This is a genomic window from Mesorhizobium salmacidum (SeqCode) (assembly GCF_037179605.1).
GTDB lineage: Bacteria > Pseudomonadota > Alphaproteobacteria > Rhizobiales > Rhizobiaceae > Mesorhizobium > Mesorhizobium salmacidum.
The window spans coordinates 122,086-143,387 of the sequence record NZ_JAPYKS010000002.1; the positions used below are offsets into that span (position 1 = coordinate 122,086).

The window sequence follows — 21,302 nt, forward strand, 5'->3', positions numbered from 1 at the left end:
GCAGACATTGCGGCCGTAAAACCATCCATGGCAGTTGCAGAATGACCCAAGGGGCGGTACACTATCTCCATGCTGGAGATAGAAAGTGATCGTCGGGTTTCGGGACGGATGGCTACGGGCCTTCTTCGTGGAAGACATTCACTCCCGCAACATTCCGTCCGATCTTGAAAGCCGGTTGTTCCGCAAACTCCAGATGATCGATGACGCGATGACCGATCGTGATTTGCGTGTGCCGCCGAGCAATCATTTCGAAAAGTTGCGTGGCAATCTCGATGGCTTCCATTCGATCCGCGTCAATGGCCAATGGCGGCTGATCTTCCGGTGGGACGGCGGACGTGGTGAAGCGTCGGATACTTATCTCGACGACCACAGTTACAGATGAGGTGACACATGTTGATGACGACACGCAAGCCCGCAACGGTGGGCGAAATCCTCACGGAAGAATTCATGCAGCCGCTAGGCCTGACACAGGCTGCTTTGGCCGAAGCGATGGGGGTCCAGCGCAAGCATGTGAACGAATTGTGCAACGACCGCCGCAACGTGACGGCTGCCACTGCGCTCATTCTGGCGCGGGTCTTTGGCAACAGCCCGGATTTCTGGCTGAACGTGCAGCGCCGTGCCGATCTTTGGGCGGTCATGAATTCGCCCGACGAGCGCGCGCGTGTCGATCGCGCCAAGCCTTTGGCGACTGCGGCATAGAAGAACTTGCAGCACTCGACTGCCGCTCAATGCAGCGCCTTCACCAGCGCCCCCACCAACGCTTGCGGCCGATAATTGAGCTTGGCCGGCGTTAGCCCGAGCCGCACCACCACCAATTGCTCGGATGGAATGATGGCGACGGTCTGCCCGTCATGCCCTTCCATCCAGTAGGTGTCTTTCGGCAGGCCGGCGGCGACGCCGGCACCGGGATTTTCCTCGTCGCCCGGCGCTTCGATCCACAACTGGCCCTTGCCGTAGACTTTCGAGGCGGATGCCGGCTCGCGCATCCAGTCGACGAAGCCGGCCGGCAGGACCTGGTTGCCGTTCCATACGCCGCCCTGCAGCAGGAACTGGCCGAACCGGGCCCAGTCATGCGCGGTGGCGTAGAGATAGGACGAGCCGACGAAAGTGCCCTGCTCGTCGGTCTCTAACACCGCGCTGTGCATGCCGAGCGGCTCGAACAGCGCCATGCGCGGCCACGTCAATGCCTTCGCCTTGTCGCCGATCGCGTCCTGCCAGAGGCGCGACAGCATCACCGCCGTGCCGCTGGAATAGGAAAACACCTTGCCGACCTCGCCGGTGAGGGGTTTGGAGCCGGCAAAACCCGCCATGTCGGGTTCGAGGTAGAGCATGCGCGTCACATCGGCGACGTCGCCATAGTCTTCGTTGAACTCCAGACCGCTCGACATCGCCATCATGTCGGCAAGGCTGATCGCGGCGCGGCCATCCACCTTCCAGGGCGTGAACAGGCCCTTGTTGTCGACCGCCAGCTTGCCGTCCCTGATCAGTGTGCCGACAATGGCGGCGTTCACCGTCTTGGTCATCGACCAGCCGAGCAATGGCGTCTTGACCGAAAAGCCGTCGCCATAGCGTTCCGCGACGACCCGCCCGTTCTTGACCACGACGATCGCGCGCATGCCGGTGCCGGCCATCGCGTTGTCCGCGACGATCTTCAAGATTTCAGGGTTCTGCGAGGCATCGACCCGTTCGCCCTCGGGCCACAGCGCATCCTGGCTTGTCGCCGCAGGCTCGGCATGAACTGTCGTGCGCCGCGCCTTGCCGACATCGCCGTCGGGAACCGAGGCGCAGCCCAGCCCGTCGCGGGCAACCGCCTCGCTCTTGCCGAGGAAACCGAGCAGGCCGGCCGACACCGTCCCCCGGTTCTTGTCTACGGAAACCCGCATCAAGCGCAGCAGCGGATGGCCGGGCGCCTGCACATCGACGGCCAGCACCTCGTTGGGGTCGCGCCCGGCGATGAAGACGTTGGAGCAGACGATCTTGGCCGAATAGCCCGAGCCGACGCGGATGAGTTCCGGCGGCGCGAAATAGAGCCAGGCAACCAGCGCGGCGATAGCCAGCACGATCAGGCCAAGCAGCCATTTGACGATCTTGACGATGATCCGCATCCATTGCCTCCCAGGCACTCGCCTGACTTTTATGTCATCGAATTGCCGCCATTGCTTCCGCAAAATCAGGCTTCTTGTCGAGCGCCATAAACCAGATATCAACCATGATCGGCGATCACAGGGATGCATGTCGCCCAAAAGTGCGCAGCGGTCTTGCGACGACGACCTGCACGAAAAACGAATAGGCTGGGCGATGCGTGGGGCGATCGCCTGGAGGGGGCCAGACCAACTTCGGCCATCAAGTGCACAGACCCATCAGCGACCGGCTGATTCCGGCTTGGAAGTTGCGATGCGCCGTCTTGCGGTCCTTTTCATGCTGACGCTGCTCGGCGCCTGCTCGACCGTGGACGATCTCTCGCCGTCGCCGTCCGCGTCGAGCAGTCCGACGGTGGCCGTGCGCGCGCCGCGCTTTGCCGATTCCAAGCCGCATGAGTGGGACAGCGGCGCGCCGTGGAACTATGCCGTCCACGGCACCGACGTCTCCAAATACCAGACATCGATCGACTGGCCGACCGCCAAGGCCAGCGGTATCTCCTTCGCCTTCATCAAGGCGACCGAAGGCGGCGACCGATTCGATGAATATTTCAGCGAGCACTGGGCGCGCACGAAAGCCAACGGAATTCCACGCGCGGCCTATCATTTCTTCTATTTCTGCACGCCCGCCGCCGTGCAGGCGCGCTGGTTCATCCAGAACGTCCCCGTCGACCGCTCCGCATTGCCTCCGGTTCTCGACATGGAATGGAACCCGAACTCGCCGACCTGCCACCTGCGCCCAGACGCGGCCACGGTGCGCGCTGAGATGACCACCTTCCTTGAGATCGTCGAGCGGCGTTACGGTAAGAAGCCGATCATCTACACCTCGGTCGATTTCTTCGAGGACAACGAACTGTCGAGCTTCCGCGGCTATCCCTACTGGCTGCGCTCCGTCGCCGGGCACCCGCGCGAGAAATATGGCAGCCACCCCTTCACTTTCTGGCAGTACACCGGAACCGGCATCGTCCCCGGCATGACCGGCAAGTCCGACATCAACGTCTTCAACGGCTCGGAAGCCGCCTGGAATAAATGGTTGCGGCAGAACACCCGCTGACCCCGTGGCAACGGCAGCGAAGGCGCTTGGAAGAAGGGCCGCGGCAGAAGACCCGTTGACCTCGTGGCAACGGCAGCGAAGCCCTCTGGAATAGCGGCTGCGGCAGAAGACCCGTTGACACCGTGGCAACGGCAGCAAGGGCGTCTCAAATAGGGCTGAAGCAGAAGACCCGTTGACACCGGGCTTGCCGCCTGCTTTTCGACACTGCCAGCGGCAAAGAGTGCAACCGCAGGGCGTTGGGCTCTAGGCACGACAATGCCCTCTTCGTTTCGAAAGGAAGCTGATGCGACTGCGTTCCCAAGCCCTCGCGGCGCTATTCTTGTGCGCCACGGCCTTGCCGGCGATGGCGCAGGAATGCGGCGGCGATTTCGAAACCTGGAAACAGGGCGTGGCGGCGGAAGCCAAGGCTGCCGGTGTCGGCGCCGTCGGGCTCGATGCGCTGGAGGACGCCAGGATCGACGAGAGGGCTCTGGCGCGCGACCGGGCGCAGGGCGTCTTCACGCAAACCTTCGTCCAATTTTCCAACCGCATGATCTCTGCCTACCGGCTGAAGCAAGGTGCGGCGAACATGAAGAAATACGCCGATGTCTTCGCCCGCGCCGACCAGCAGTTCGGTGTCCAGGCGCCTGTCATCACCGCCTTCTGGGCGCTTGAAACGGATTTCGGCGCCGTGCAGGGCGATTTCCATACGCTGAGCGCACTGGTGACGCTGTCGCATGACTGCCGCCGCCCGCAGCTTTTCCGCCAGCAACTGGTGCCGCTGCTGGAACTGATCGATCGCGGCGTGCTGCCTGCCGATGTCACCGGCGCCTGGGCCGGCGAGATCGGCCAGACGCAGATCCTGCCGTCCGACTATCTTGCGCGCGGCGTCGATGGCGACGGCGACGGCGAGATCGACCTTAGAAACAGCGTGCCGGACGTGATCATGACCACGGGCAACAAGGTGCTGTCGCGCGGCTGGAAGCGCGACGAGCCCTGGATCCAGGAAGTGCGCGTGCCCGACGAGATGCCGTGGGACCAGACCGGCCGCACCAACAAATTGCCGCTGACACAGTGGGCGCAGTGGGGCGTCACCAACCCCGACGGTTCGCCGCTGATCGACAAGGGCCTGAAGGCCGGCCTAGCGCTGCCCATGGGCCGCAAGGGTCCGGCCTTCCTCACCTACGACAATTTCGACGTCTATCTCGAATGGAACCAGTCCTTCACCTACGCGCTGACCGCGGCAAACCTTGCCGCGCGGCTCGCCGGCACGCCGCCGCTCGATCCGCGCAATCCCGAGCCGGGTCTCGACAACGAGCAGATGAAGGCGTTGCAGACGAAGCTCGAGGCCAGGGGTTACGACGTCGGCACGGTCGACGGCATCCTGGGCACCAACACCCGCGAAGCCATCCGCAAGGAGCAGATGCGGCTAGGCCTGCCGGTGGATGGCTGGCCGACGCCGGTGCTGCTGGGAAAACTGTAAAAAAAGTGAGTAGAGTAGTGAGGGTCTCAGGCGCCGCACATCACTACTAACTACTAACTACTAACTACTAACTACTAACTACTAACTACTAACTACTAACTGCCCACTACTCCCCCGCACAAAATCGATGAACGCCCGCAAGGCTGGCGGCACATGCCGCACGCTCGGATGGTACAGGTAGAAGCCAGGGAAGCTGGGCGACCAGGCCTCCAGAAACCGGACCAGCTGACCGTTCTCGATCCAGGGACGGACCTGATAATCAATCATGTATGCAATACCGGCACCGCTCAGCACCGCGTTGAGCAGCAAGTCGGTGTCGTTGACAGTCAGCCTGCCTTCGACCGCGATTTCCAACGCCCTTTTGCCGCGCGCGAACTCCCATCGGTAGATATTGCCGCCGCCTGGCCATTGGAAGTTGATGCAGCGATGCTGGTGCAGATCGCCGGGATGACGAGGCGTGCTGCGTCCCGCGAGATAGGCGGGAGCGGCCACCGCGGCCATTTGCAGGTCCCCGCTCAGCTTCACCGCCACCATGTCTTTTTCCAGCCGCTCGCCGAGCCGAATGCCGGCATCGAAGCGTCCTTCGACAATGTCTGTCAGCATGTCGTCGACGATGACCGTCAGGCTGATATCGGGATAGACGCGCTGGAAATCGCCCAGGATCGGCGCGATGAACCGCATCGCGGCCACGCGCGGCACGTTGATGCGCAGCGAACCCGCCGGCTGATCGCGTGAGGCATGAATATCCGCGACCGCGCCTTCCAGTTCCCTGAAAACAGGGCCAAGCCGCGTGAAAAGCGTATCGCCGGCCGCGGTCGGCGACACGCTGCGTGTCGTGCGATTGAGCAGGCGGACACCGAGACGTGCCTCCAACTGCCGGATTGTCTGGCTGAGGGCCGGTGGCGAAATCCTGAGCCTGGCGGAAGCGCGGATGAAACTGCCCTCCTCCACGATCGTCGCGAATGCCTTGAGTTCGGAAAATTCAGACCCGCGCATTGTGTATCCCAGGATTAACAGGCAAGTCAGATAATAGCCCATTATATGATCAATAGCTTCGGCCTATTTTCGACCGTGGAAGCCACATCGCGCGGTCACGAACGGTCGAAAGGAATTGATCATGTCTCATTCGCTTCAGGGCAAAACCGCGATCGTCACCGGCAGTTCGCGCGGCATCGGCCGCGCCATTGCCGAAGGGCTCGCCGCCAACGGCGCCACCGTCGCCGTCAACTATGTCGGCAATGCCAAGGCCGCTGACGATGTTGTGGCGGCCATCACGAGCAAGGGTGGCAAGGCGATCGCCATCCAGGCCGACATTTCAAATGTCTCCGACGTCCGCCGGTTGTTCGACGAAGCAGAAAGCCAATTGGGCGGTCTCCACATCGTCGTCGCCAATGTCGGCGTCGCCGTGATCAAACCGCTGGTCGAGGCCAGTGAAGCGGATTTCGACCTTGTTTTCGATACCAACGCCAAAGGCACGTTCTTCACGCTTCAGGAGGCCGCTCGCCGTGTGCGGGACGGCGGTCGCATCATCGCGGTCTCCACGGGCGGGACAAAAATGTTCTTCACCCACACTGCGCTCTATCTCGGCAGCAAGGGCGCGGTGGAACAATTCGTGCGCGTGCTGTCGCGCGAGGTTGGTCCACGCGGCGTCACCGTCAATAGTTTATCGCCAGGCTTCACCGACACGGACCTTCTGCCGGAGCGCGATCGCGCCGTGGCGGCCGGCATGTCGCCCTTCGGTAGGATTGGTGCGCCGCGCGATGTCGCCGACGTTGCCGTTTTCCTGGCCAGCGACGAGGCCCGCTGGCTGACTGGCGAGAACATCCAGGCCGGCGGTGGCGTGGCTTAATCCGCCATCGTCTCCAAGCTCGCAAACCCTTGCGGCGCGTCGCCCTCGTCGAAGGGCGTCGTCACCTCGACGAACGTGTCGGGATAAAAGCCGTTGAAGCGGGTCCTGAGCGACAGCGAGTAGGCGCCGATATGGCCGATCTCGATCCAGTCGCCGGTGTCGACGGTCTCCGGCAGCCAGAACGGCCGCGACAGGATGTCAACGGAATCGCAGGTCGCGCCGCACACCTTGAACGGCACGATTTTGTTCTCGTCGCCATTGCGCGCGCGGATCGCCGGATCGGGGATGAAGCGTGCCGGCAGCGTGATCTTGCCGGTCCATGAATCCGACAGCGACGCCCAGATGCCGTCATTGATGTAGAGCCGCTTGCCCTTGCGCAGGAGCACGCGCACGATCAGCGACAAGCAGCGCGCCACGATGACCCTGCCCGGCTCCGCCACCAGCGGAATCTGGTCGAACTGATATTCCTTCAGGTCGCCGGAAAGCCGCGACATGATCTGGCCGAGCGACGGCATCTCGATTTGCTTGCGGTTGGGATCATGTCCGTATTCGGCCGGAAAGCCGCCGCCGACATCGAGCCCGGCGATGTCGAAGGTCAGCCGGTTACGCACCCAGTCGGCCGAGGCCAGTGCCCGCTCATAGGTGTCGGGATCCTCGATCTGGCTGCCGACATGGAAACAGAGGCCGACCTTATAGCCGGTGCGGTTCAGCCGCTCGGCGAGTTCGACCGCATAGGCCGGCCCGGCGCCGAATTTCTTCGACAGTTCGTAGGCGGCATGCCCCTTGGTCTGCACACGCACGAAGACGCTGACCGCGCCCGGGTCGATATCGAGCGCCCGCACCACCCGGGTCAGCTTGGTGATCTCGTCCTCATGGTCGAGCGAAATGACGCGGATGCCGTATTTTTCCAGCGCCAGCTTGATGTCCGACTGCGCCTTGACCGGGTGCATGTAGAGCATCTCGGCATCGGGCGAGACGGCGCGCACAGCGGCGAACTCGCCTGGTGAAGCGACGTCGAAGGCGGTGACGCCGGCCTCGACCAGCGTCCTCAGCACGATCTGCTCGCCATTGGTCTTGACCGCATAGGCGGTCTTGCCGGGGAACATGCCCATGAACTGCAAGGCGTCGGCCTTGAGCACCTGCGGGCGGAAACAGTAGACCGGGTCGTCCGGGCGAAGCGCCAGTGCCGCCTCGCTTGCATTCTCGAATCGCTGCATGGACGAATCACCGACTTCAGCTCGCACAATCAATCCAAGCTAGCGGCTAGCGCATGACCCCGAAAGTCAATTTCGACTTTCGGAAAGGATCATGCGCCAGGAATGAATCTCGCAGCGTCCTTTGCGCGTCTCTGGAGACGCGCGGCGCTGCAATGAAAACAATTCTGTGTCTCGCGCTGCTGACGGTGCGGCACTAGCCTTTTGCCGGGAAGCTTGGCTGTCGGTCAAGTTTCGGGTGGCCCTTGCCGCCGGACCCGATATGGCTTCTGCCTGGTTGGCCGGCATTCGAGCCGTCCGGGGAGGATAAATCACATGGCTATGGCAGCGGCATCTGCAGCACGCGGACCGATGACGCTCAGGGACTGGGGGCAGTTGCTGTTGCTCGGCGCGATCTGGGGCGGCTCGTTCTTCTTCGCCCGCATCGCGGTGGCGGAGCTTCACCCATTGGTGCTGGTTCTGTTTCGCGTCGCCATCGCCGCATTGGCGCTGCAGCTCTATCTCGGCTTGCGCGGCCCCTCCTTCCGTCTCGCCCTGCCGCATGCCGGCCTGTTCTTCCTGCTGGCCTTCACCAACAACGTCGTCCCCTTCTCGCTGATCTTCGCCGGCCAGACCCAATTGGGTGCCGGCGTCGCCTCCGTGCTCAATGCCACGACGCCGTTCTGGACGCTGATCCTCGCCAACGCTCTGACATCAGATGAAAAGCTGTCCTGGAACAAGCTCGCCGGCATCGCCCTCGGTGTCGCCGGCACGGCTGTGATGATCGGTCCCGGCCTGCTCGCGGGGCTGGGCGGCCCGGTCTGGGCCAAATTCGCGCTGATCGGCGCCTCGCTCTCCTATGGCGTTGCGCTGATGGTCGCCCGCCGCTTCAAGGGCGTGCCCTCGCCGGTCGTCGCCACCGGACAATTGACGGCTTCGACCATCACCATGATCCCGATCGTGCTCTTCGCCCACGGCCCGGCCGGCTTGTTCTCGGCCTCGCCGCCGGTGTGGACGGCGGTGCTGGCGCTGGCGCTTCTGTCGACGGCCTTCGCCTACATCCTCTACTTCAATCTCGTCGCCTCGGCCGGGGCCACCAACGCCTCGCTGGTCACGCTGATCGTGCCGGCCAGCGCCATGCTGCTCGGTTTTCTGTTCCTTGGCGAACGGCTGGAAGCGTTCGAGATCGGTGGCGTGGTGCTTATCGGACTCGGTCTTCTCACAATCGACGGACGAGTGTTCGGTCGCCGTTAGGGCCGGGCAAGGGATGGTCGACGCGAAAGTCGAATGCGGCTTTCGCGGCGGTAGCGCTGCCATGACACAGCATCGACACGCCACCGCCATAATTTATTCACAGGCCCGAAGCGGGTTTTTGCCGAAGAGTTTCAACGGCTAACGGCAAAACCGAGGTCGCGAATTTCACAATCACGTCGCAATGCAGCACATTTTCCGCTTGCCTGTGGCACAAATGAACCTAGACTCCAGGGCATAGCTCTTTAAGAGGAGGCTATGTCATGGGACTTACGAGGCCAATCAACGCATTGATGATTTGTGCTGCGTTTGCTTTCATCGGCGCCCTCATTATGGGCGTCCTTCCCTGAACCCGCCAAGACGGGGAAGACCAGCACCAGATAGTCTAACCAATTCGAAAGGCCGGGGTTTTTTACCCGGCCTTTTGCTTTTCCAGCCGAGCCTTACGCAGCAGCGGAACCCGCCACCTCCGCCTCGTGCGAGCGGATGCCGATCATGTGGCAGACGGCGAACACCAGATCGGCCCGGTTCATCGTATAGAAGTGAAAATCGCCAACGCCGCGCTCGACGAGGTCCAGCACCTGTTCGGCCGCCACGGCGGAAGCCACCAGCGCATGCGTCTGCGGATCGTTCTGCAGACCGTCGAAGCGCTCGGCCAGCCATGCCGGCACCAGCGCACCGCAGCGCGCCGAGAAATTGGCGACCTGGGTAAAATTGTGCACTGGCAGGATGCCGGGAACGATCGGGATGTAGATGCCGGCGCGGCGCGCGCGCTCGACGTAACGCTCGTAGAGATCGTTGTCGAAAAAGAACTGGGTGATCGCCCGTGTCGCGCCATTGTCGACCTTGCGCTTCAGCATGTCGATGTCGGTGGCGAAGTCAGGGCTTTCCGGATGCTTTTCCGGATAGGCCGAAACCGAGATGTCGAAATCGCCGGCGTCCTTCAGCGCCCCGACCAGCTCGGCACCATTGGCGTAGCCATCCGGATGCGGCCTGTAGGCGGTTCCGACGCCCGCGGCCGGATCGCCGCGCAAGGCGACGAAGCGTTTGACGCCCATGTCGGTGAATTCCTGGATCACCGCATCGACCTGATGGCGGGCAGCATCGACGCAGGTCATGTGCGCGGCCGGCGTCAGGCTGGTCTCCTTCAGGATGCGGCCGATGGTGCGCGCCGTGCGCTCGCGTGTCGAGCCGCCGGCGCCATAGGTGACCGAGACGAATTTCGGCTTCAGCGGCTCCAGCCTTGTGACCGTGTCCCATAGCCTCGCTTCCATCTCGTCGTTCTTCGGCGGGAAGAACTCGAACGAAACCCTGACCTTGTCGCCGATATCGGGACGGCGGGAAAAACGAAACTGGTTCATCAGGCGATTTCCCCTATCGAGCTCACTCTGGTCTGCTGGCTGGCGTTGGCGGGATCGGCGATCAGCAGGCGCCGGTCGCGGCCAAGCCAAAGCTTGACGGTGAGCCTGGCCTCGTTACCGCCGCGCGGTTCGAATTCCTGGGCATCCTCAAGATCGAGGCCGGCTTCGGAGAACCAGTCCCCGATCTGCCGGTCGGAAAAGCCGAGACGCATATGCGCGTGCTCGTCACGCAAGAACTCCAGCGCGTGCGGCGCGAAATCGACGATGACCAGACGGCCGGCCGGGCGCAAAAGCCGCGCCGCCTCATGGATGGCGCGGGCCGGATCGTCGAGATAGTGCAGCACCTGGTGGATAGTGACGAGATCGAAGGCATCGCGCTCGACAGGCGGCGAAAAAATATCGCCCTGCCGCACCTGCGCATTCGAAACGCCGGCCTTGTCGAGATTGGCGCGCGCCACCGTCAGCATCTCGCGCGACATGTCGATGCCGATGCCGCGCCGGTAGAGCGGCGAGAAGATTTCGAGCAGCCGCCCGGTGCCGGTGCCAAGGTCGAGCATGGACTGGAACGGCCGCTTGCCGACCAGCTTCAGCATCGCGGCCTCGACGGCGCGGTCGGGCACATGCAGCGAGCGGATATGATCCCAGCTTGCGGCGTTCTGCGAAAAATACGCGGTGGCGCGGTCCTGACGCTTGCGCTTGACCGAGGTCAGCCGCTCCAGATCGCGCTCGACCTGCGGGTCGGCGCCGCGAATGCTGGAAACCAGCCCTATCACGAAGTCTCGCGCCGAATCTGCGTCCGACAGGCGGAAGAATGCCCACGACCCTTCCTGGTAGCGGCCGATCAGCCCGGCCTCGAGCAGCAGTTTCAGGTGCCGCGAGACACGCGGCTGCGACTGGCCGAGAATTTCGGTAAGGTCGGAAACGGTGAGGTCGCCGCGCGACAACAGTGCCAATATGCGCAGGCGGCTGGATTCGGCCGCCGCCTTAAGCGTATCCACCATGGTGTCGAGCGAGACATGCATCAGCGTATTCTCTTTGAAAAAGATATAAACATATGTTTATGTCGATTTTGGCGACCTTGCAAGCGCTATGTCGCTTCCGGACCAGAAAATGCCGCATGCGTGATTTCCCGATCCAGGTCACCCGAAACGTCAAGCGGTTTGAGACAATGGCATGCACCAGCACAGAGTCAGGCCCGGCACAGAGACAGGCAATGACCGGGCAGCGTGACATGTTCGAGGCACGTGAAGGCGAGCAGAGGCTGGACCAGGATCCGGCAACGATGCCGCCCGATAGCGGCATCGTCTTCATCGGCCGTATCGCCTCGCCATGGACTACCCGGGAAAGCTGCCCGAAAAACATGCGCGCCGCGCGCGAAACGGGACAACCGGCGGCGCTCACCATCGAAGCGCCCTATCGCGAAGGGCTGCGTGGGCTGGACCGCGCCAGCCACGTCGTCATTCTGTCCTGGCTGCATCACGCGCCGCGGAATCTGATCGTTCAAAAACCCCGCCATGCGGCTGAAGCAAAAGGCGTATTCGGGTTGCGCTCCCCGGCCCGGCCGAACCCGATCGGCCTGCATGTAGCCAAACTCGTCGGTCTGGACATTGCCACCGGGCGCATCGATCTCGACGCCATCGACGTGCTCGACGGCACGCCGGTCGTCGACATCAAGCCCTATTTCGCCTCGACCGACGCTATATCGGAGGCGACCGTTGAGGGGCGCGAGGAGCGATGAGCGCGCCGACCGGCCGCCGCCGCGCCATCGCCAAGGCGCTGACGGCACTTTTGCCGCTGGCGCCTTATGCCGACATGGAGAAGATCCGCACCGACGCCGGCTCGATGCATATGAAGACCTTGCCGCCGACGATCGCGGTCTGGCTGGCGACGATTGCCCATATCCGTCACATGCACACCGACTACGAAAAGCTGCTGGCCGAGGGCTATGATCGCGACTCGGCGCGTTTTTTCGTCATCGAGCAAACCAACATCGTGCTCACGCGCTGGCGCGCCACCCGCCTGCTCCACGCCGATGACGAGGAGGAATGACGCTATTGCCGGGCGGAATGGCAAATGCTGGCGGGATCCTCGAGGATGACTGAAGTCCGACTACTGGCGCTATGCACTCGGCCCGCCGCCGATAGCTTGTGACGTAATGGCAAGGAGCTGCCGATGAGCCAAATCGCACAGGATACACCGCCGCTGCCTGTGGTGGGCGACCGTCATGTCGACCCGCACGCCTATCCCGACGGCATTGCCTTCCTCGACGGCCAGTACGTGCCGATGTCACAAGCCAAGGTCTCGGTGCTGGATTGGGGCTTTCTGCACTCTGACGCCACCCACGATACAGTGCATGTCTGGAACGGCCGCTTCTTCCGCCTCGATCTGCATCTCGACCGTTTCTTCGGCGGCTTGCAAAAGCTGCGCATGACGATCCCGTTCGATCGCGATGGCGTGGCCGAGATCCTGCACAATTGCGTTGCGCTGTCAGGCCATCGCGCTGCCTATGTCGAGATGCTGTGCACGCGCGGCGCCTCGCCGACCTTCAGCCGCGACCCGCGCCAGGCGATCAACCGCTTCATGGCGTTCGCCGTGCCGTTCGGCTCGGTCGCCAATGCCGAGCAGTTGCAGCGCGGGCTGCGTGTCGCCGTAAGTGACAAGGTGCGCCTTCCGCCGGCCTCGATCGATCCCGCGATCAAGAACTACCACTGGCTCGACCTCGTGCGCGGCCTCTACGATGCTTATGATCGCGGCGCCGAGACGGCCCTCATTCTCGACTTCAACGGCAATGTCGCTGAGGGCCCGGGCTTCAACGTCTTCTGCGCCAAGGACGGCAGACTGTCGACACCGGCCATCGGCGTGCTGCCGGGCATCACCCGCCGCACCGTCTTCGATCTTTGCGCAGAGATCGGACTCTCGGCGACGGCCATGAATGTTAGCGTGGTCACGCTGCGCGACGCCGACGAAGTCTTCATCACCTCGACCGCCGGCGGAATCATGCCGGTGACGGAGATTGACGATGCCGACATCGCCCACGGCAAGGTCGGGCCGATCACCAGCCGGCTGATGGCGCTCTATTGGCAAAAGCACGACGACCCGGCCTGGTCGAGTTTGGTGAACTACCCCTGATTCACACGATTTCTTGTTCTACTGGAAAGCCCCAAGTTCAAAAAGATTTCCGCCCGCCTCTGGAAGATTACGGCATAGGCCGTATATGCCCGAAAGCGGAGAAGCCTCCGCTTTCATCCAGAAATTGCGCTCGCAGGGGCAAGGATTCCACATCATGACAAACAAGGTTTGGTTCATCACCGGATCGTCCAAAGGCTTTGGCCGCGTCTGGGCCGAGGCCGCGTTGGCGCGCGGCGACCGCGTCGCCGCGAGCGCCCGTGACACCGGCACGCTTGCCGATCTGGTCGAGAAATACGGCGACAACGTCGCCGCGCTAAAGCTCGATGTCACCGACAAGAAAGCCGTCGATGCAGCAATCGCCGAGGCGCACGAGCGCTTTGGCCGGCTCGACGTCGTCATCAACAATGCCGGCTACGGCCATTTCGGCGCCATCGAGGAAGTCAGCGAGCAGGAAGCCCGCGACCAGATCGAGACCAATGTGTTCGGCGCGCTGTGGGTCACCCAAGCGGCACTGCCGATCATGCGGGCGCAGCGGTCCGGCCATATCATCCAGATTTCGTCGATCGGCGGCGTCAACGCCTTTGCCTCGCTCGGCCTCTATCATGCCTCGAAATGGGCGCTGGAAGCCTTCAGCCAGTCGCTCAGCATCGAGGTCGCGGAATTCGGCATTCATGTCACGCTGGTCGAGCCGGGCGGCTTCGCCACCGACTGGTCGGGAGCATCGGCCAAGGTTTCCCAGCCGATCGAGGCCTATGCGCCTGCCCGTGCCAGGATGGCCGAGCGCCGCGCCAACTCGGTCGCCGGCGATCCCGAGGCGACCGGTCCGGCCATGCTGGCCATCGTCGATGCCGACGAGCCGCCGCTGCGGGTATTCTTCGGCGATGGCGGCCTGCCGATGATACGCCAGGAATACGCCAACCGCCTCGCCACCTGGGACAAGTGGGACCACGTCTCCGTCATGGCGCAAGGCGCCAACAAGAACCGCAAAGGCTGACATCAGGTGTTTTACTGCGCCGCCGCCTCACAGGCGGCGTAGCTCTCACCTCAGCCACGATGCGAGCGCGCGACTATGCCTGATAAATCCATTGTTCCGGCACCCGCACCGAAATCTCTTCGCCGGCCCTGACGATGCCGGGCCTTTCAACCCAGGCGACCACGCCGCGCAACCGCTTCGCCGCCTTGGGAAACAACAGCGCGCCGGCTTCGATGTCGGCCATTCCAGCGTTTTCAGCGATCGATCGCCCGGCGAAGCGGCATGGCCCGTTCTGGGCGTCGACCTTGAGCGTCACGCCGCCCTTGAAGAACAGTAGCGTGCCGGCCGGCAGCATCGACAGATGCGGCACGTCTTCGATCACCAGATTGGCGCCGATCCATTCCGGCTTGATTTCGGCGAGTTCCATCCGTTCAGCGACGATGCCCAATTCGTCCGCCGCCACGATCGATATCTGCCGTTCGTTGCGCATCTCGGTGCCGCGCGGATACCAGGGCTCGCGCCCGCCGGAGCGGCGCGTCGGTCCGGCATGGAAGTCGCCTGAAATGCCGTCGAAGCCGAGCCGCAATTCGTCCACCGGACGCGTCTGGAAATGGTCCGCTGGCGCGACGTACAGCGCCGCCGCGCGGGCGGTAAGCTTCTTTGCCGGAATGATTTCGACCGGCTTTTCAGCCTCGGGAAAGAGATCCAGCATGACTTCATTCCTTGGATGACGTGCCCTGGTTTTGCCCTTCACCCGGCAAGGCCGCAAGAGCGGTTCGGGCCATAACGCGCAATTCTTCCACCGATGCGCCGTCCCGTGCCTGGATCGACATGCCGTTCATGACCCCTGCAATATATTTGGCTAAGCCATCCACGGCGAGGTTTTCCGGCACATCGCCTTCTGCCTTGCCTTTGGCCAGCCGCGCCGCGATCGCCGCCTCGCTCGCCTTGCGATAGGCCTTGAGTTCATCCGCAATGGCTTGCGCCTGCGGCGAGGCCGCCAGCGCGCCGCTGACGAAAAGGCAGCCGCCCGGCTTGCCGGGCCTGGAATAGGCTTCAGCCGCGCCCAGCAGCAAGCGCCGGATCGCCTCCCCCGTCGATACCGGCGCGCCCAGCGCTTCCAGCGCGAAGCTTGTTTCGGTCTCGTGGTAGCGCGTCAACGCCTTGCGAAACAAAGTCTCCTTGTCGGTGAAGGCGTTGTAGATCTGTGGCGGCGTCAGCCCCATCGCTTCGCGCAGCATGGCCAGCGATGTCGCTTCATAGCCGTGCTCCCAGAAAAGATGCATCGCGGCGTCGAGCGCCCGGTCGGGGTCGAATGCGCGCGGCCGGCCGCCACGTGGTTTGTCCGAGTTTTCCATAGCGATCGATACGAAACCTGTTGACTCACCTTTCCCTCATAACATATCAATCGATACGCAACCAGGCAAACCGGAAGATGACCTCCCGGCGAGAGCCGTGCAACCCAAGGAGAAAAGCAATGCCGATCACCGTGACCGCGCCGAAAGGCGTACTCACTCCCGCTGGAGAGCGCGAAATCCTGCCACGCCTGAGCGCTGCCCTCATCGAAGCCTCCGGCGCCGTCGGCAATTCATTCTTCACCGCGATCGTCGGCGGCACCGTCCATATCCTGCCGCCGCGCCACATTTTTGCGGGTGGCGCCAACCGGCCGGTCGTCATGGTCGAGTTGAAGCTACCCAATATCGCCCTTGGCTCAATCGAAGCCCGCAAGATCTTCATTGCCGCCGCCGCCCGGATTGTCGGCGAACTCTGCGTACCCAGCCACAAGCCGGAAAACACCTGGATCAACATCGTCAACGCGCCCGACGGCGGCTGGGGCATCGGTGACAGGCAATATACCGGCGACGCGCTCATCGCGGCCGCCACCGCCGCCGCGCGGTGATGAACAGGATGATGCGGCTCTCCCCTTCGCTGTTCTTCACCACCAACTGCGAGCCCGCGCTGGCCTTCTACGAACAATGCGGCCTTGGTCGGGCAACGATCCTGCTGCGCTGGGGCGACAACAATATGCCGGTGCGCACCGAAGCCATGCGCGCAAAAGTCCTGCATGCACGCTTCGAAGGTCCAGGTGTGCTGTTCCACGCCTCGGACAATGACGACGCGGAGCCGATGAAGGGCTCCGCCATGATGCTTGATTTCGCCGATCTGGCCGCGATGCGCGTGCTTTTCGACCGCATGTCCGCAGGCGGCCGGATCACCGTGCCGTTTGCCCGGCAATATTGGGGGACCAGCGTCGGCATGCTGGTCGACGCCTTCGGCGTGCAGTGGATGTTCAGTTGCTCCAATGAATAGACGCCGGTCGCAGACCGCTCGATCACAACCTTCTTACCGAAAAACGGCGCCGCGCCGCATTGTCGCCGCGCTGCATCGGCTTCATGGTGAAGCCCGGACGTCGACGGAGGTTCTCATGCGTCCCGGAGCGGCGATCGCAGCGCTTTGGTTGATCTGGGTAGTCACATGGATGGCGGCTGCCCTATGGGCCGATCCGGCGCAGAAGCGCGCCACCATCGGGGCGGAGGCTCGCTATCGCGTCTTCTGGCTGGCAGGCACCGTCCTGCTGTTCGTTCCAGCGCATGGCTATGAAGGCAGGCTGAGATTGTGGACGCCGACCCTTGCCGAAGCCTGGGCCTGCGTTGCCCTGATCGCGGTCGGCATCGGCTTCGCGTGGTGGGCGCGGATCCATCTCGGGCGGTTGTGGTCCGCCACGGTCACCGCCAAGGCGGATCATCGCGTGGTCGACACCGGCCCCTATCGCCTGGTCCGGCATCCGATCTACACCGGGCTGCTGCTGGCGGTGCTCGCCACCATGGTGGCGAAGGGCACGCTCTGGGGCGCTGCCGGTACGGCCCTGCTCATCATCGGCGTCGTCATTAAGGCGAGGCTGGAGGAGCATTTCCTGCGCGACGAACTCGGTCCCGCCTACGACGACTACGCCAGGCGGGTGCCGATGCTGGTTCCGTTCACGCCGGCCTGACGCGACATTACTCAAAGCATTCTGATAAGCGCGCCGCCTATCGAATACCCGGCGCCGAAGGCGCAGATCAGACCGAAATCGCCGGGCTTCATATCGGCATGGTTCTCCGACAGCGCGATAATGGCACCGGCGCCCGCCGTGTTGCCGAGCCGCTCCAGCACCATGGGCGCGCGGTCATGGCCGACATCATGGCCGAAGGCCAGTTTCAGGATCATCGCATTCATGCGCGCATTGGCCTGGTGCAGCCAGAAGCGTCGGACCGCCTGTGGCGTCAGCCCATGCTCGGCCAGGAATTCGACGATGAATTTGTGCCCGGCGACGGTGACTTCCTTGAACACCTTGTTGCCGACCTGCTTGATGAGGTTGCCCTCCAGGTTGATCATGTAGGGATCGTCCTGGGCGGTACGCGTGTGGTAGCCGAGATTGGTGCGGATGTTGTTCGACATCTGCGTCCAGATGCGCGTGTCCAGCACCTCGAAGCGGCCCGGCCGCTTCTCGCCCTGGGCGAGCCCTTCCACCACCATCGACACCGAAGCGTCCCCGAAGATGAAATGCGTCTGCCGGTCGCGGAAATTGAGATGGCCCGTGATGATTTCGGGCGTGGTCACCAGGATGCGCTTGTGCGCGCCCGAGCGCACCAGATTGACCGCCATGTGCAGCGCAGCCGCCGCGGACGAACAGCCAAGTCCCATATCGAAGCCGGCGCCCCTCGTGCCCAGCGCCTCCTGCATTTCGATGGCGATGGCCGGATACGGCCTCTGCTGATGCGAGGATGAGCAGATCACCAGATCGATGTCCGACGCCTCGAGGTCGGCGTGCTCGATCGCCTTCCTGGCCGAAGCGACACCGAATTCCGCCTGCAGCGAGAGCGCGTCGTCCGGGCGCGCCGGAATGCGCGGCGCCATGCGGGTCGGGTCGAGAATGCCTTCCCGCTCGATCACATGGCGGGCGCGCACGCCCGAGGCATGGACGATGAAGTCGGCATCGGATTTCTGCAGCAGCGTCTCGCCGGCAGCCTGGCGCCGCGCGTTCTCGGTGTCGACCCAGGCATTGAAGCTGGCGACCAGGTCCTCATTCGTGATGACAGGCTTGGGTATTTCAGCGCCGATGCCGCTGATGATGACGCGATGCATGTTTCCAGTCCGTCCCGTCCGCGGGCATTGCGGCTTCATGTGGGCGCCGAAACGCTTCGGCGCAACACTTTTCTCACTCGGCCGGTTTACGCAGGCTTAAACCAAGGTTTACGCCAGCCTATCCCGCCCGCTTGGCGACGATGAAAATGCGGGGGAAACGCAGCAGCACCTTGCCATCGGCGGTCTTCGGATACGCCTTGGCGACCTTGGCCGTGTAGTTGTCGAGGAACAGCTTGCGCTCGTCCGCGTCCAGCGGATCGAGGAACGGCTTCAGCCCGGTCGACTTCACCCATTCGACGATCGCCTCGGCGTCGGCCAGCGGATGGTTGTAGATGGTGTGCCAGATGTCGAGCCGAGCGGAGAGCGGCGACAGCAGGTCGTAATAGAACGACACCGGCGGCAGCGGTGCGCGGGCCGCATCCCTGATCTTTGCCGCAAAACGCACTTGCGCCGCGGTTTCCCGCATCAGCCGATGCGAATCCTCGGCCATATTGTCAGGCATCTGGACGGCCAGTGCGCCACCGGGCGCCAGAAAACCCATCAGACGCTGGAACACCGCCGGATGCTCCGGCAGCCACTGGAAGACCGCGTTGGCGAAGATCACGTTGACCGGCTCGGCCGGCTGCCATGTCGACGCCTCGGCGAGGTCGAAGCTGACATTGGGCAGGCGTGCCCTCGCCTTTTCGATCATGTCGGGAGACGTATCGAAGCCGCTCACCTGCGCATCCGGCCAGCGCTCGACCAGAAGTTCGGTCGAATTGCCCGGCCCGCAGCCGATGTCGACGACGCGGCGCGGAAAATCCACCGGCACTTGGGCTGCGAGATCACGCGCCGGCCGTGTGCGCTCGTCCTCGAATTTCAGATATTGGGCGGCGGACCAATCAGCCATTCGAGCTCCTCATGCCAGCTTGAGAGTTCGCCGCCCCGGTGCCCCTTACCGCGTCAGCCTCTTGTAGGTCATGCGGTGCGGGTTGACGGCTTCGGGCCCGAGCCGGCGGATCTTGTCCTGCTCGTAGTCCTCGAAGTTGCCTTCGAACCATTCGACATGGCTGTCGCCCTCGAAAGCGAGGATGTGCGTGGCCAGACGGTCGAGGAACATGCGATCGTGCGAGATGATGACGGCGCAGCCGCCAAAATTTTCCAGCGCGTCTTCGAGTGCGGCCAGCGTTTCCGTATCGAGATCGTTGGTCGGTTCGTCGAGCAGCAGCACATTGCCGCCGGTCTTCAGCATCTTGGCCAAATGCACGCGGTTGCGCTGACCACCGGAGAGATTACCGACCTTCTGTTGCTGGTCGCCGCCACGGAAGTTGAACGAAGCGCAGTACGCACGGGTGTTGGCCTCGAACTTGCCGAGCTTGACCACTTCGGCGCCGCCCGAGATCTCTTCCCAGACGGTCTTCGACGGATCGAGCGCATCGCGGCTTTGGTCGACATAGCCGAGCTTCACCGTCTCGCCGACGCGCACTGAGCCCGCATCCGGCTTTTCCTGGCCGGTGATCATGCGGAACAGCGTCGTCTTGCCGGCGCCGTTCGGGCCGATGACGCCGACGATGCCGCCCGGAGGCAGCTTGAATTCGAGGCCTTCGATCAACAGCGTGTCGCCGAAGCCTTTCGACAGGCCCTCGACCTCGATGACCACGTTGCCGAGCCGCTCACCATGCGGAATGACGATCTGCGTATCCGTCGGCCGCCGCTTGTCGGCGGCATCGAGCAGGTCCTGGAACGCCTGGATACGCGCCTTGGATTTGGTCTGGCGGGCCTTCGGGCTCGACTGGATCCACTCGCGCTCGCGGCCGATGGCGCGCTGGCGGGCGTCGTCCTCGCGGCCCTCCTGCTTGAGGCGCTTGGCCTTGGCTTCGAGATATTTGGTGTAGTTGCCCTCATACGGGATGCCGCGGCCGCGATCGAGTTCCAGGATCCAGCCGGTGACATTGTCGAGGAAGTAGCGATCGTGGGTGATGATCATCACGGCGCCGGGATAGGCGCGCAGATGTTTTTCCAGCCACGCTGTCGTCTCGGCGTCGAGGTGGTTGGTCGGTTCGTCGAGCAGCAGAAGATCAGGCTGGCGCAGCAGCAGCTGGCAGAGCGCGACGCGGCGGCGCTCGCCACCCGACAGCTTGGTGACATTGGCATCCTTGGGCGGGCAGCCCAGCGCTTCCATCGCCATCTCGACCTGCTGTTCGAGATCCCAAAGGTTCAGCCGGTCCATCTCGTCCTGGAGCTTGGCCGACTCGTCGGCCGTCTCGTCGGAATAGTTCATCATCAATTCGTTGTAACGCTCGATGATGGCGGTCTTGGCCGCTACACCTTCCATGATGTTCTCGAACACGGTCTTGTCGGGGTCGAGCGCCGGTTCCTGCGCCAGGTAGCCCACCGTGGCGCCTTCGGCGAGCCACGCTTCACCACTCCACTCCTTGTCGATGCCGGCCATGATCTTGAGGATCGTCGACTTGCCGGCGCCGTTCGGGCCGAGGATGCCGATCTTGGCGTCGGGGTAGAAGGACAGATGAACGTTCTCGAGCACCTTCTTGGTGCCATAGGCCTTGTTGAGGCCGGCCATGTGATAGATGAACTGGCGTGCCACGCGCGCTTCCCTGAATGACTGGATTTGTCGAATTGAATGGAGATTGGCCGCTATGTAGGCGATGCGGCGCCGGACGGCAATCGCTTTTGCCACATCGAGCCAACCACACGGACAAGTGTGCACCGACAGCCAAGTTTTCAACCGGTCGATCGCGCACGGAAATCCCTGGTTAACCCTTCCGCG

At 63.1% G+C, this 21,302-nt stretch carries 23 protein-coding genes; 13 read left to right on the forward strand and 10 right to left on the reverse strand.

Going from position 1 to position 21,302, the window contains the following annotated elements; translation table 11 throughout:
- Window positions 1–85 precede the first annotated feature (85 nt).
- Both O7A60_RS03195 and O7A60_RS03200 read left to right on the forward strand, forming a co-directional pair.
- A complete protein-coding gene (locus O7A60_RS03195; RefSeq protein WP_337104985.1) occupies window positions 86–382 on the forward strand; it encodes a type II toxin-antitoxin system RelE/ParE family toxin in 297 nt (98 codons plus the stop codon).
- 8 nt (window positions 383–390) lie between these two features.
- Window positions 391–699: a HigA family addiction module antitoxin gene (locus O7A60_RS03200; protein WP_337104986.1), complete on the forward strand. Its 309-nt coding sequence runs from the start codon at window positions 391–393 to the stop codon at window positions 697–699.
- Window positions 700–725: 26 nt separating this feature from the next.
- On the opposite strand, the gene O7A60_RS03205 is transcribed toward O7A60_RS03200, so the two are convergent.
- Window positions 726–2,105 (reverse strand): serine hydrolase domain-containing protein, encoded by a 1,380-nt coding sequence (locus tag O7A60_RS03205; protein ID WP_337104987.1) that lies wholly within the window; start codon window positions 2,103–2,105, stop codon window positions 726–728.
- A gap of 289 nt (window positions 2,106–2,394) precedes the next feature.
- Between O7A60_RS03205 and O7A60_RS03210 the strand changes: the two genes are divergently transcribed.
- Entirely contained in the window at window positions 2,395–3,192 is a 798-nt protein-coding gene (locus tag O7A60_RS03210) for a glycoside hydrolase family 25 protein (protein ID WP_337104988.1), read from the forward strand.
- 283 nt (window positions 3,193–3,475) lie between these two features.
- Entirely contained in the window at window positions 3,476–4,654 is a 1,179-nt protein-coding gene (locus tag O7A60_RS03215) for a lytic murein transglycosylase (protein WP_337104989.1), read from the forward strand.
- 81 nt (window positions 4,655–4,735) lie between these two features.
- Here the strand turns inward: O7A60_RS03215 and O7A60_RS03220 are convergent, their stop codons facing one another.
- Window positions 4,736–5,692 (reverse strand): LysR family transcriptional regulator, encoded by a 957-nt coding sequence (locus tag O7A60_RS03220; RefSeq protein ID WP_337104990.1) that lies wholly within the window; start codon window positions 5,690–5,692, stop codon window positions 4,736–4,738.
- 79 nt (window positions 5,693–5,771) lie between these two features.
- On the opposite strand from O7A60_RS03220, the gene O7A60_RS03225 reads away from it, so the two are divergent.
- Complete coding sequence (locus O7A60_RS03225) at window positions 5,772–6,503, forward strand: SDR family oxidoreductase (protein WP_337104991.1); 732 nt, start codon at window positions 5,772–5,774, stop codon at window positions 6,501–6,503.
- Here the strand turns inward: O7A60_RS03225 and O7A60_RS03230 are convergent.
- Window positions 6,500–7,720: an alanine racemase gene (locus tag O7A60_RS03230; protein ID WP_337104992.1), complete on the reverse strand. Its 1,221-nt coding sequence runs from the start codon at window positions 7,718–7,720 to the stop codon at window positions 6,500–6,502. The two genes, O7A60_RS03225 and O7A60_RS03230, sit on opposite strands and share 4 nt — an antisense overlap.
- 312 nt (window positions 7,721–8,032) lie before the next feature.
- Here O7A60_RS03230 and O7A60_RS03235 point away from each other — a divergent pair, with 312 nt between their 5' ends.
- A complete protein-coding gene (locus O7A60_RS03235) occupies window positions 8,033–8,950 on the forward strand; it encodes a DMT family transporter (protein WP_337104993.1) in 918 nt (305 codons plus the stop codon).
- Between the two features lie 440 nt (window positions 8,951–9,390).
- Here O7A60_RS03235 and metF read toward each other — a convergent pair whose 3' ends face one another.
- Both metF and O7A60_RS03245 read right to left on the reverse strand, forming a co-directional pair.
- Window positions 9,391–10,308 carry a methylenetetrahydrofolate reductase [NAD(P)H] gene (gene metF / locus O7A60_RS03240; protein ID WP_140502389.1) on the reverse strand — a complete coding sequence of 306 codons (918 nt, stop codon included), beginning with the start codon at window positions 10,306–10,308 and terminating at the stop codon, window positions 9,391–9,393.
- The gene (locus O7A60_RS03245; RefSeq protein ID WP_337104994.1) at window positions 10,308–11,330 is read right to left on the reverse strand and encodes an ArsR/SmtB family transcription factor; all 1,023 of its coding nucleotides are present in this window, start codon (window positions 11,328–11,330) and stop codon (window positions 10,308–10,310) included. The genes metF and O7A60_RS03245 overlap by 1 nt, the downstream gene beginning before the upstream one ends.
- 191 nt (window positions 11,331–11,521) lie before the next feature.
- Here O7A60_RS03245 and tsaA point away from each other — a divergent pair, with 191 nt between their 5' ends.
- The 4 genes from tsaA to O7A60_RS03265 all read left to right on the forward strand — a co-directional run bounded on the left by tsaA (window position 11,522) and on the right by O7A60_RS03265 (window position 14,431).
- On the forward strand, window positions 11,522–12,046 hold the full coding sequence (gene tsaA, locus O7A60_RS03250; protein WP_337104995.1) for a tRNA (N6-threonylcarbamoyladenosine(37)-N6)-methyltransferase TrmO: 525 nt from the start codon (window positions 11,522–11,524) through the stop codon (window positions 12,044–12,046).
- Complete coding sequence (locus O7A60_RS03255) at window positions 12,043–12,357, forward strand: DUF2293 domain-containing protein (RefSeq protein WP_337104996.1); 315 nt, start codon at window positions 12,043–12,045, stop codon at window positions 12,355–12,357. Before tsaA ends, O7A60_RS03255 begins: the two co-directional genes overlap by 4 nt.
- A gap of 123 nt (window positions 12,358–12,480) precedes the next feature.
- Window positions 12,481–13,437 (forward strand): D-amino acid aminotransferase, encoded by a 957-nt coding sequence (locus tag O7A60_RS03260; protein ID WP_337104997.1) that lies wholly within the window; start codon window positions 12,481–12,483, stop codon window positions 13,435–13,437.
- Window positions 13,438–13,591: 154 nt separating this feature from the next.
- Window positions 13,592–14,431: an SDR family oxidoreductase gene (locus O7A60_RS03265; RefSeq protein ID WP_337104998.1), complete on the forward strand. Its 840-nt coding sequence runs from the start codon at window positions 13,592–13,594 to the stop codon at window positions 14,429–14,431.
- Window positions 14,432–14,504: 73 nt separating this feature from the next.
- Here the strand turns inward: O7A60_RS03265 and O7A60_RS03270 are convergent, their stop codons facing one another.
- Window positions 14,505–15,122 carry an MOSC domain-containing protein gene (locus O7A60_RS03270; RefSeq protein ID WP_337104999.1) on the reverse strand — a complete coding sequence of 206 codons (618 nt, stop codon included), beginning with the start codon at window positions 15,120–15,122 and terminating at the stop codon, window positions 14,505–14,507.
- Window positions 15,123–15,126: 4 nt separating this feature from the next.
- Entirely contained in the window at window positions 15,127–15,768 is a 642-nt protein-coding gene (locus O7A60_RS03275) for a TetR/AcrR family transcriptional regulator (RefSeq protein ID WP_337105000.1), read from the reverse strand.
- Window positions 15,769–15,887: 119 nt separating this feature from the next.
- Between O7A60_RS03275 and O7A60_RS03280 the strand changes: the two genes are divergently transcribed.
- The 3 genes from O7A60_RS03280 to O7A60_RS03290 all read left to right on the forward strand — a co-directional run bounded on the left by O7A60_RS03280 (window position 15,888) and on the right by O7A60_RS03290 (window position 17,402).
- The gene (locus tag O7A60_RS03280) at window positions 15,888–16,310 is read left to right on the forward strand and encodes a hypothetical protein (RefSeq protein ID WP_337105001.1); all 423 of its coding nucleotides are present in this window, start codon (window positions 15,888–15,890) and stop codon (window positions 16,308–16,310) included.
- Between the two features lie 11 nt (window positions 16,311–16,321).
- On the forward strand, window positions 16,322–16,720 hold the full coding sequence (locus O7A60_RS03285) for a glyoxalase/bleomycin resistance/extradiol dioxygenase family protein (RefSeq protein ID WP_337105002.1): 399 nt from the start codon (window positions 16,322–16,324) through the stop codon (window positions 16,718–16,720).
- Between the two features lie 115 nt (window positions 16,721–16,835).
- Window positions 16,836–17,402: a methyltransferase family protein gene (locus O7A60_RS03290; RefSeq protein WP_337105003.1), complete on the forward strand. Its 567-nt coding sequence runs from the start codon at window positions 16,836–16,838 to the stop codon at window positions 17,400–17,402.
- An 11-nt stretch (window positions 17,403–17,413) separates the two neighbouring features.
- On the opposite strand, the gene O7A60_RS03295 is transcribed toward O7A60_RS03290, so the two are convergent.
- The 3 genes from O7A60_RS03295 to ettA all read right to left on the reverse strand — a co-directional run bounded on the left by O7A60_RS03295 (window position 17,414) and on the right by ettA (window position 21,119).
- Window positions 17,414–18,535 carry a beta-ketoacyl-ACP synthase III gene (locus O7A60_RS03295; protein ID WP_337105004.1) on the reverse strand — a complete coding sequence of 374 codons (1,122 nt, stop codon included), beginning with the start codon at window positions 18,533–18,535 and terminating at the stop codon, window positions 17,414–17,416.
- Window positions 18,536–18,653: 118 nt separating this feature from the next.
- Window positions 18,654–19,424 (reverse strand): trans-aconitate 2-methyltransferase, encoded by a 771-nt coding sequence (gene tam, locus O7A60_RS03300; protein WP_337105005.1) that lies wholly within the window; start codon window positions 19,422–19,424, stop codon window positions 18,654–18,656.
- Window positions 19,425–19,469: 45 nt separating this feature from the next.
- Window positions 19,470–21,119: an energy-dependent translational throttle protein EttA gene (ettA, locus tag O7A60_RS03305; RefSeq protein WP_027141609.1), complete on the reverse strand. Its 1,650-nt coding sequence runs from the start codon at window positions 21,117–21,119 to the stop codon at window positions 19,470–19,472.
- Window positions 21,120–21,302: the final 183 nt, after the last annotated feature.

Bases quoted from the DNA above. Each gene is read 5' to 3' on its own strand.
- O7A60_RS03215 (WP_337104989.1), top strand. From the start codon at position 3,476: ATGCGACTGCGTTCCCAAGCCCTCGCGGCGCTATTCTTGTGCGCCACG.
- O7A60_RS03275 (WP_337105000.1), bottom strand. From the start codon at position 15,768: ATGGAAAACTCGGACAAACCACGTGGCGGCCGGCCGCGCGCATTCGAC.
- O7A60_RS03225 (WP_337104991.1), top strand. From the start codon at position 5,772: ATGTCTCATTCGCTTCAGGGCAAAACCGCGATCGTCACCGGCAGTTCG.
- O7A60_RS03245 (WP_337104994.1), bottom strand. From the start codon at position 11,330: ATGCATGTCTCGCTCGACACCATGGTGGATACGCTTAAGGCGGCGGCC.
- tam (WP_337105005.1), bottom strand. From the start codon at position 19,424: ATGGCTGATTGGTCCGCCGCCCAATATCTGAAATTCGAGGACGAGCGC.
- O7A60_RS03290 (WP_337105003.1), top strand. From the start codon at position 16,836: ATGCGTCCCGGAGCGGCGATCGCAGCGCTTTGGTTGATCTGGGTAGTC.
- metF (WP_140502389.1), bottom strand. From the start codon at position 10,308: ATGAACCAGTTTCGTTTTTCCCGCCGTCCCGATATCGGCGACAAGGTC.
- O7A60_RS03280 (WP_337105001.1), top strand. From the start codon at position 15,888: ATGCCGATCACCGTGACCGCGCCGAAAGGCGTACTCACTCCCGCTGGA.
- O7A60_RS03235 (WP_337104993.1), top strand. From the start codon at position 8,033: ATGGCTATGGCAGCGGCATCTGCAGCACGCGGACCGATGACGCTCAGG.
- O7A60_RS03295 (WP_337105004.1), bottom strand. From the start codon at position 18,535: ATGCATCGCGTCATCATCAGCGGCATCGGCGCTGAAATACCCAAGCCT.
- O7A60_RS03265 (WP_337104998.1), top strand. From the start codon at position 13,592: ATGACAAACAAGGTTTGGTTCATCACCGGATCGTCCAAAGGCTTTGGC.
- O7A60_RS03260 (WP_337104997.1), top strand. From the start codon at position 12,481: ATGAGCCAAATCGCACAGGATACACCGCCGCTGCCTGTGGTGGGCGAC.
- O7A60_RS03230 (WP_337104992.1), bottom strand. From the start codon at position 7,720: ATGCAGCGATTCGAGAATGCAAGCGAGGCGGCACTGGCGCTTCGCCCG.
- O7A60_RS03270 (WP_337104999.1), bottom strand. From the start codon at position 15,122: ATGCTGGATCTCTTTCCCGAGGCTGAAAAGCCGGTCGAAATCATTCCG.
- tsaA (WP_337104995.1), top strand. From the start codon at position 11,522: ATGACCGGGCAGCGTGACATGTTCGAGGCACGTGAAGGCGAGCAGAGG.
- O7A60_RS03220 (WP_337104990.1), bottom strand. From the start codon at position 5,692: ATGGGCTATTATCTGACTTGCCTGTTAATCCTGGGATACACAATGCGC.
- O7A60_RS03255 (WP_337104996.1), top strand. From the start codon at position 12,043: ATGAGCGCGCCGACCGGCCGCCGCCGCGCCATCGCCAAGGCGCTGACG.
- O7A60_RS03285 (WP_337105002.1), top strand. From the start codon at position 16,322: ATGCGGCTCTCCCCTTCGCTGTTCTTCACCACCAACTGCGAGCCCGCG.
- O7A60_RS03210 (WP_337104988.1), top strand. From the start codon at position 2,395: ATGCGCCGTCTTGCGGTCCTTTTCATGCTGACGCTGCTCGGCGCCTGC.
- O7A60_RS03200 (WP_337104986.1), top strand. From the start codon at position 391: ATGTTGATGACGACACGCAAGCCCGCAACGGTGGGCGAAATCCTCACG.
- O7A60_RS03205 (WP_337104987.1), bottom strand. From the start codon at position 2,105: ATGCGGATCATCGTCAAGATCGTCAAATGGCTGCTTGGCCTGATCGTG.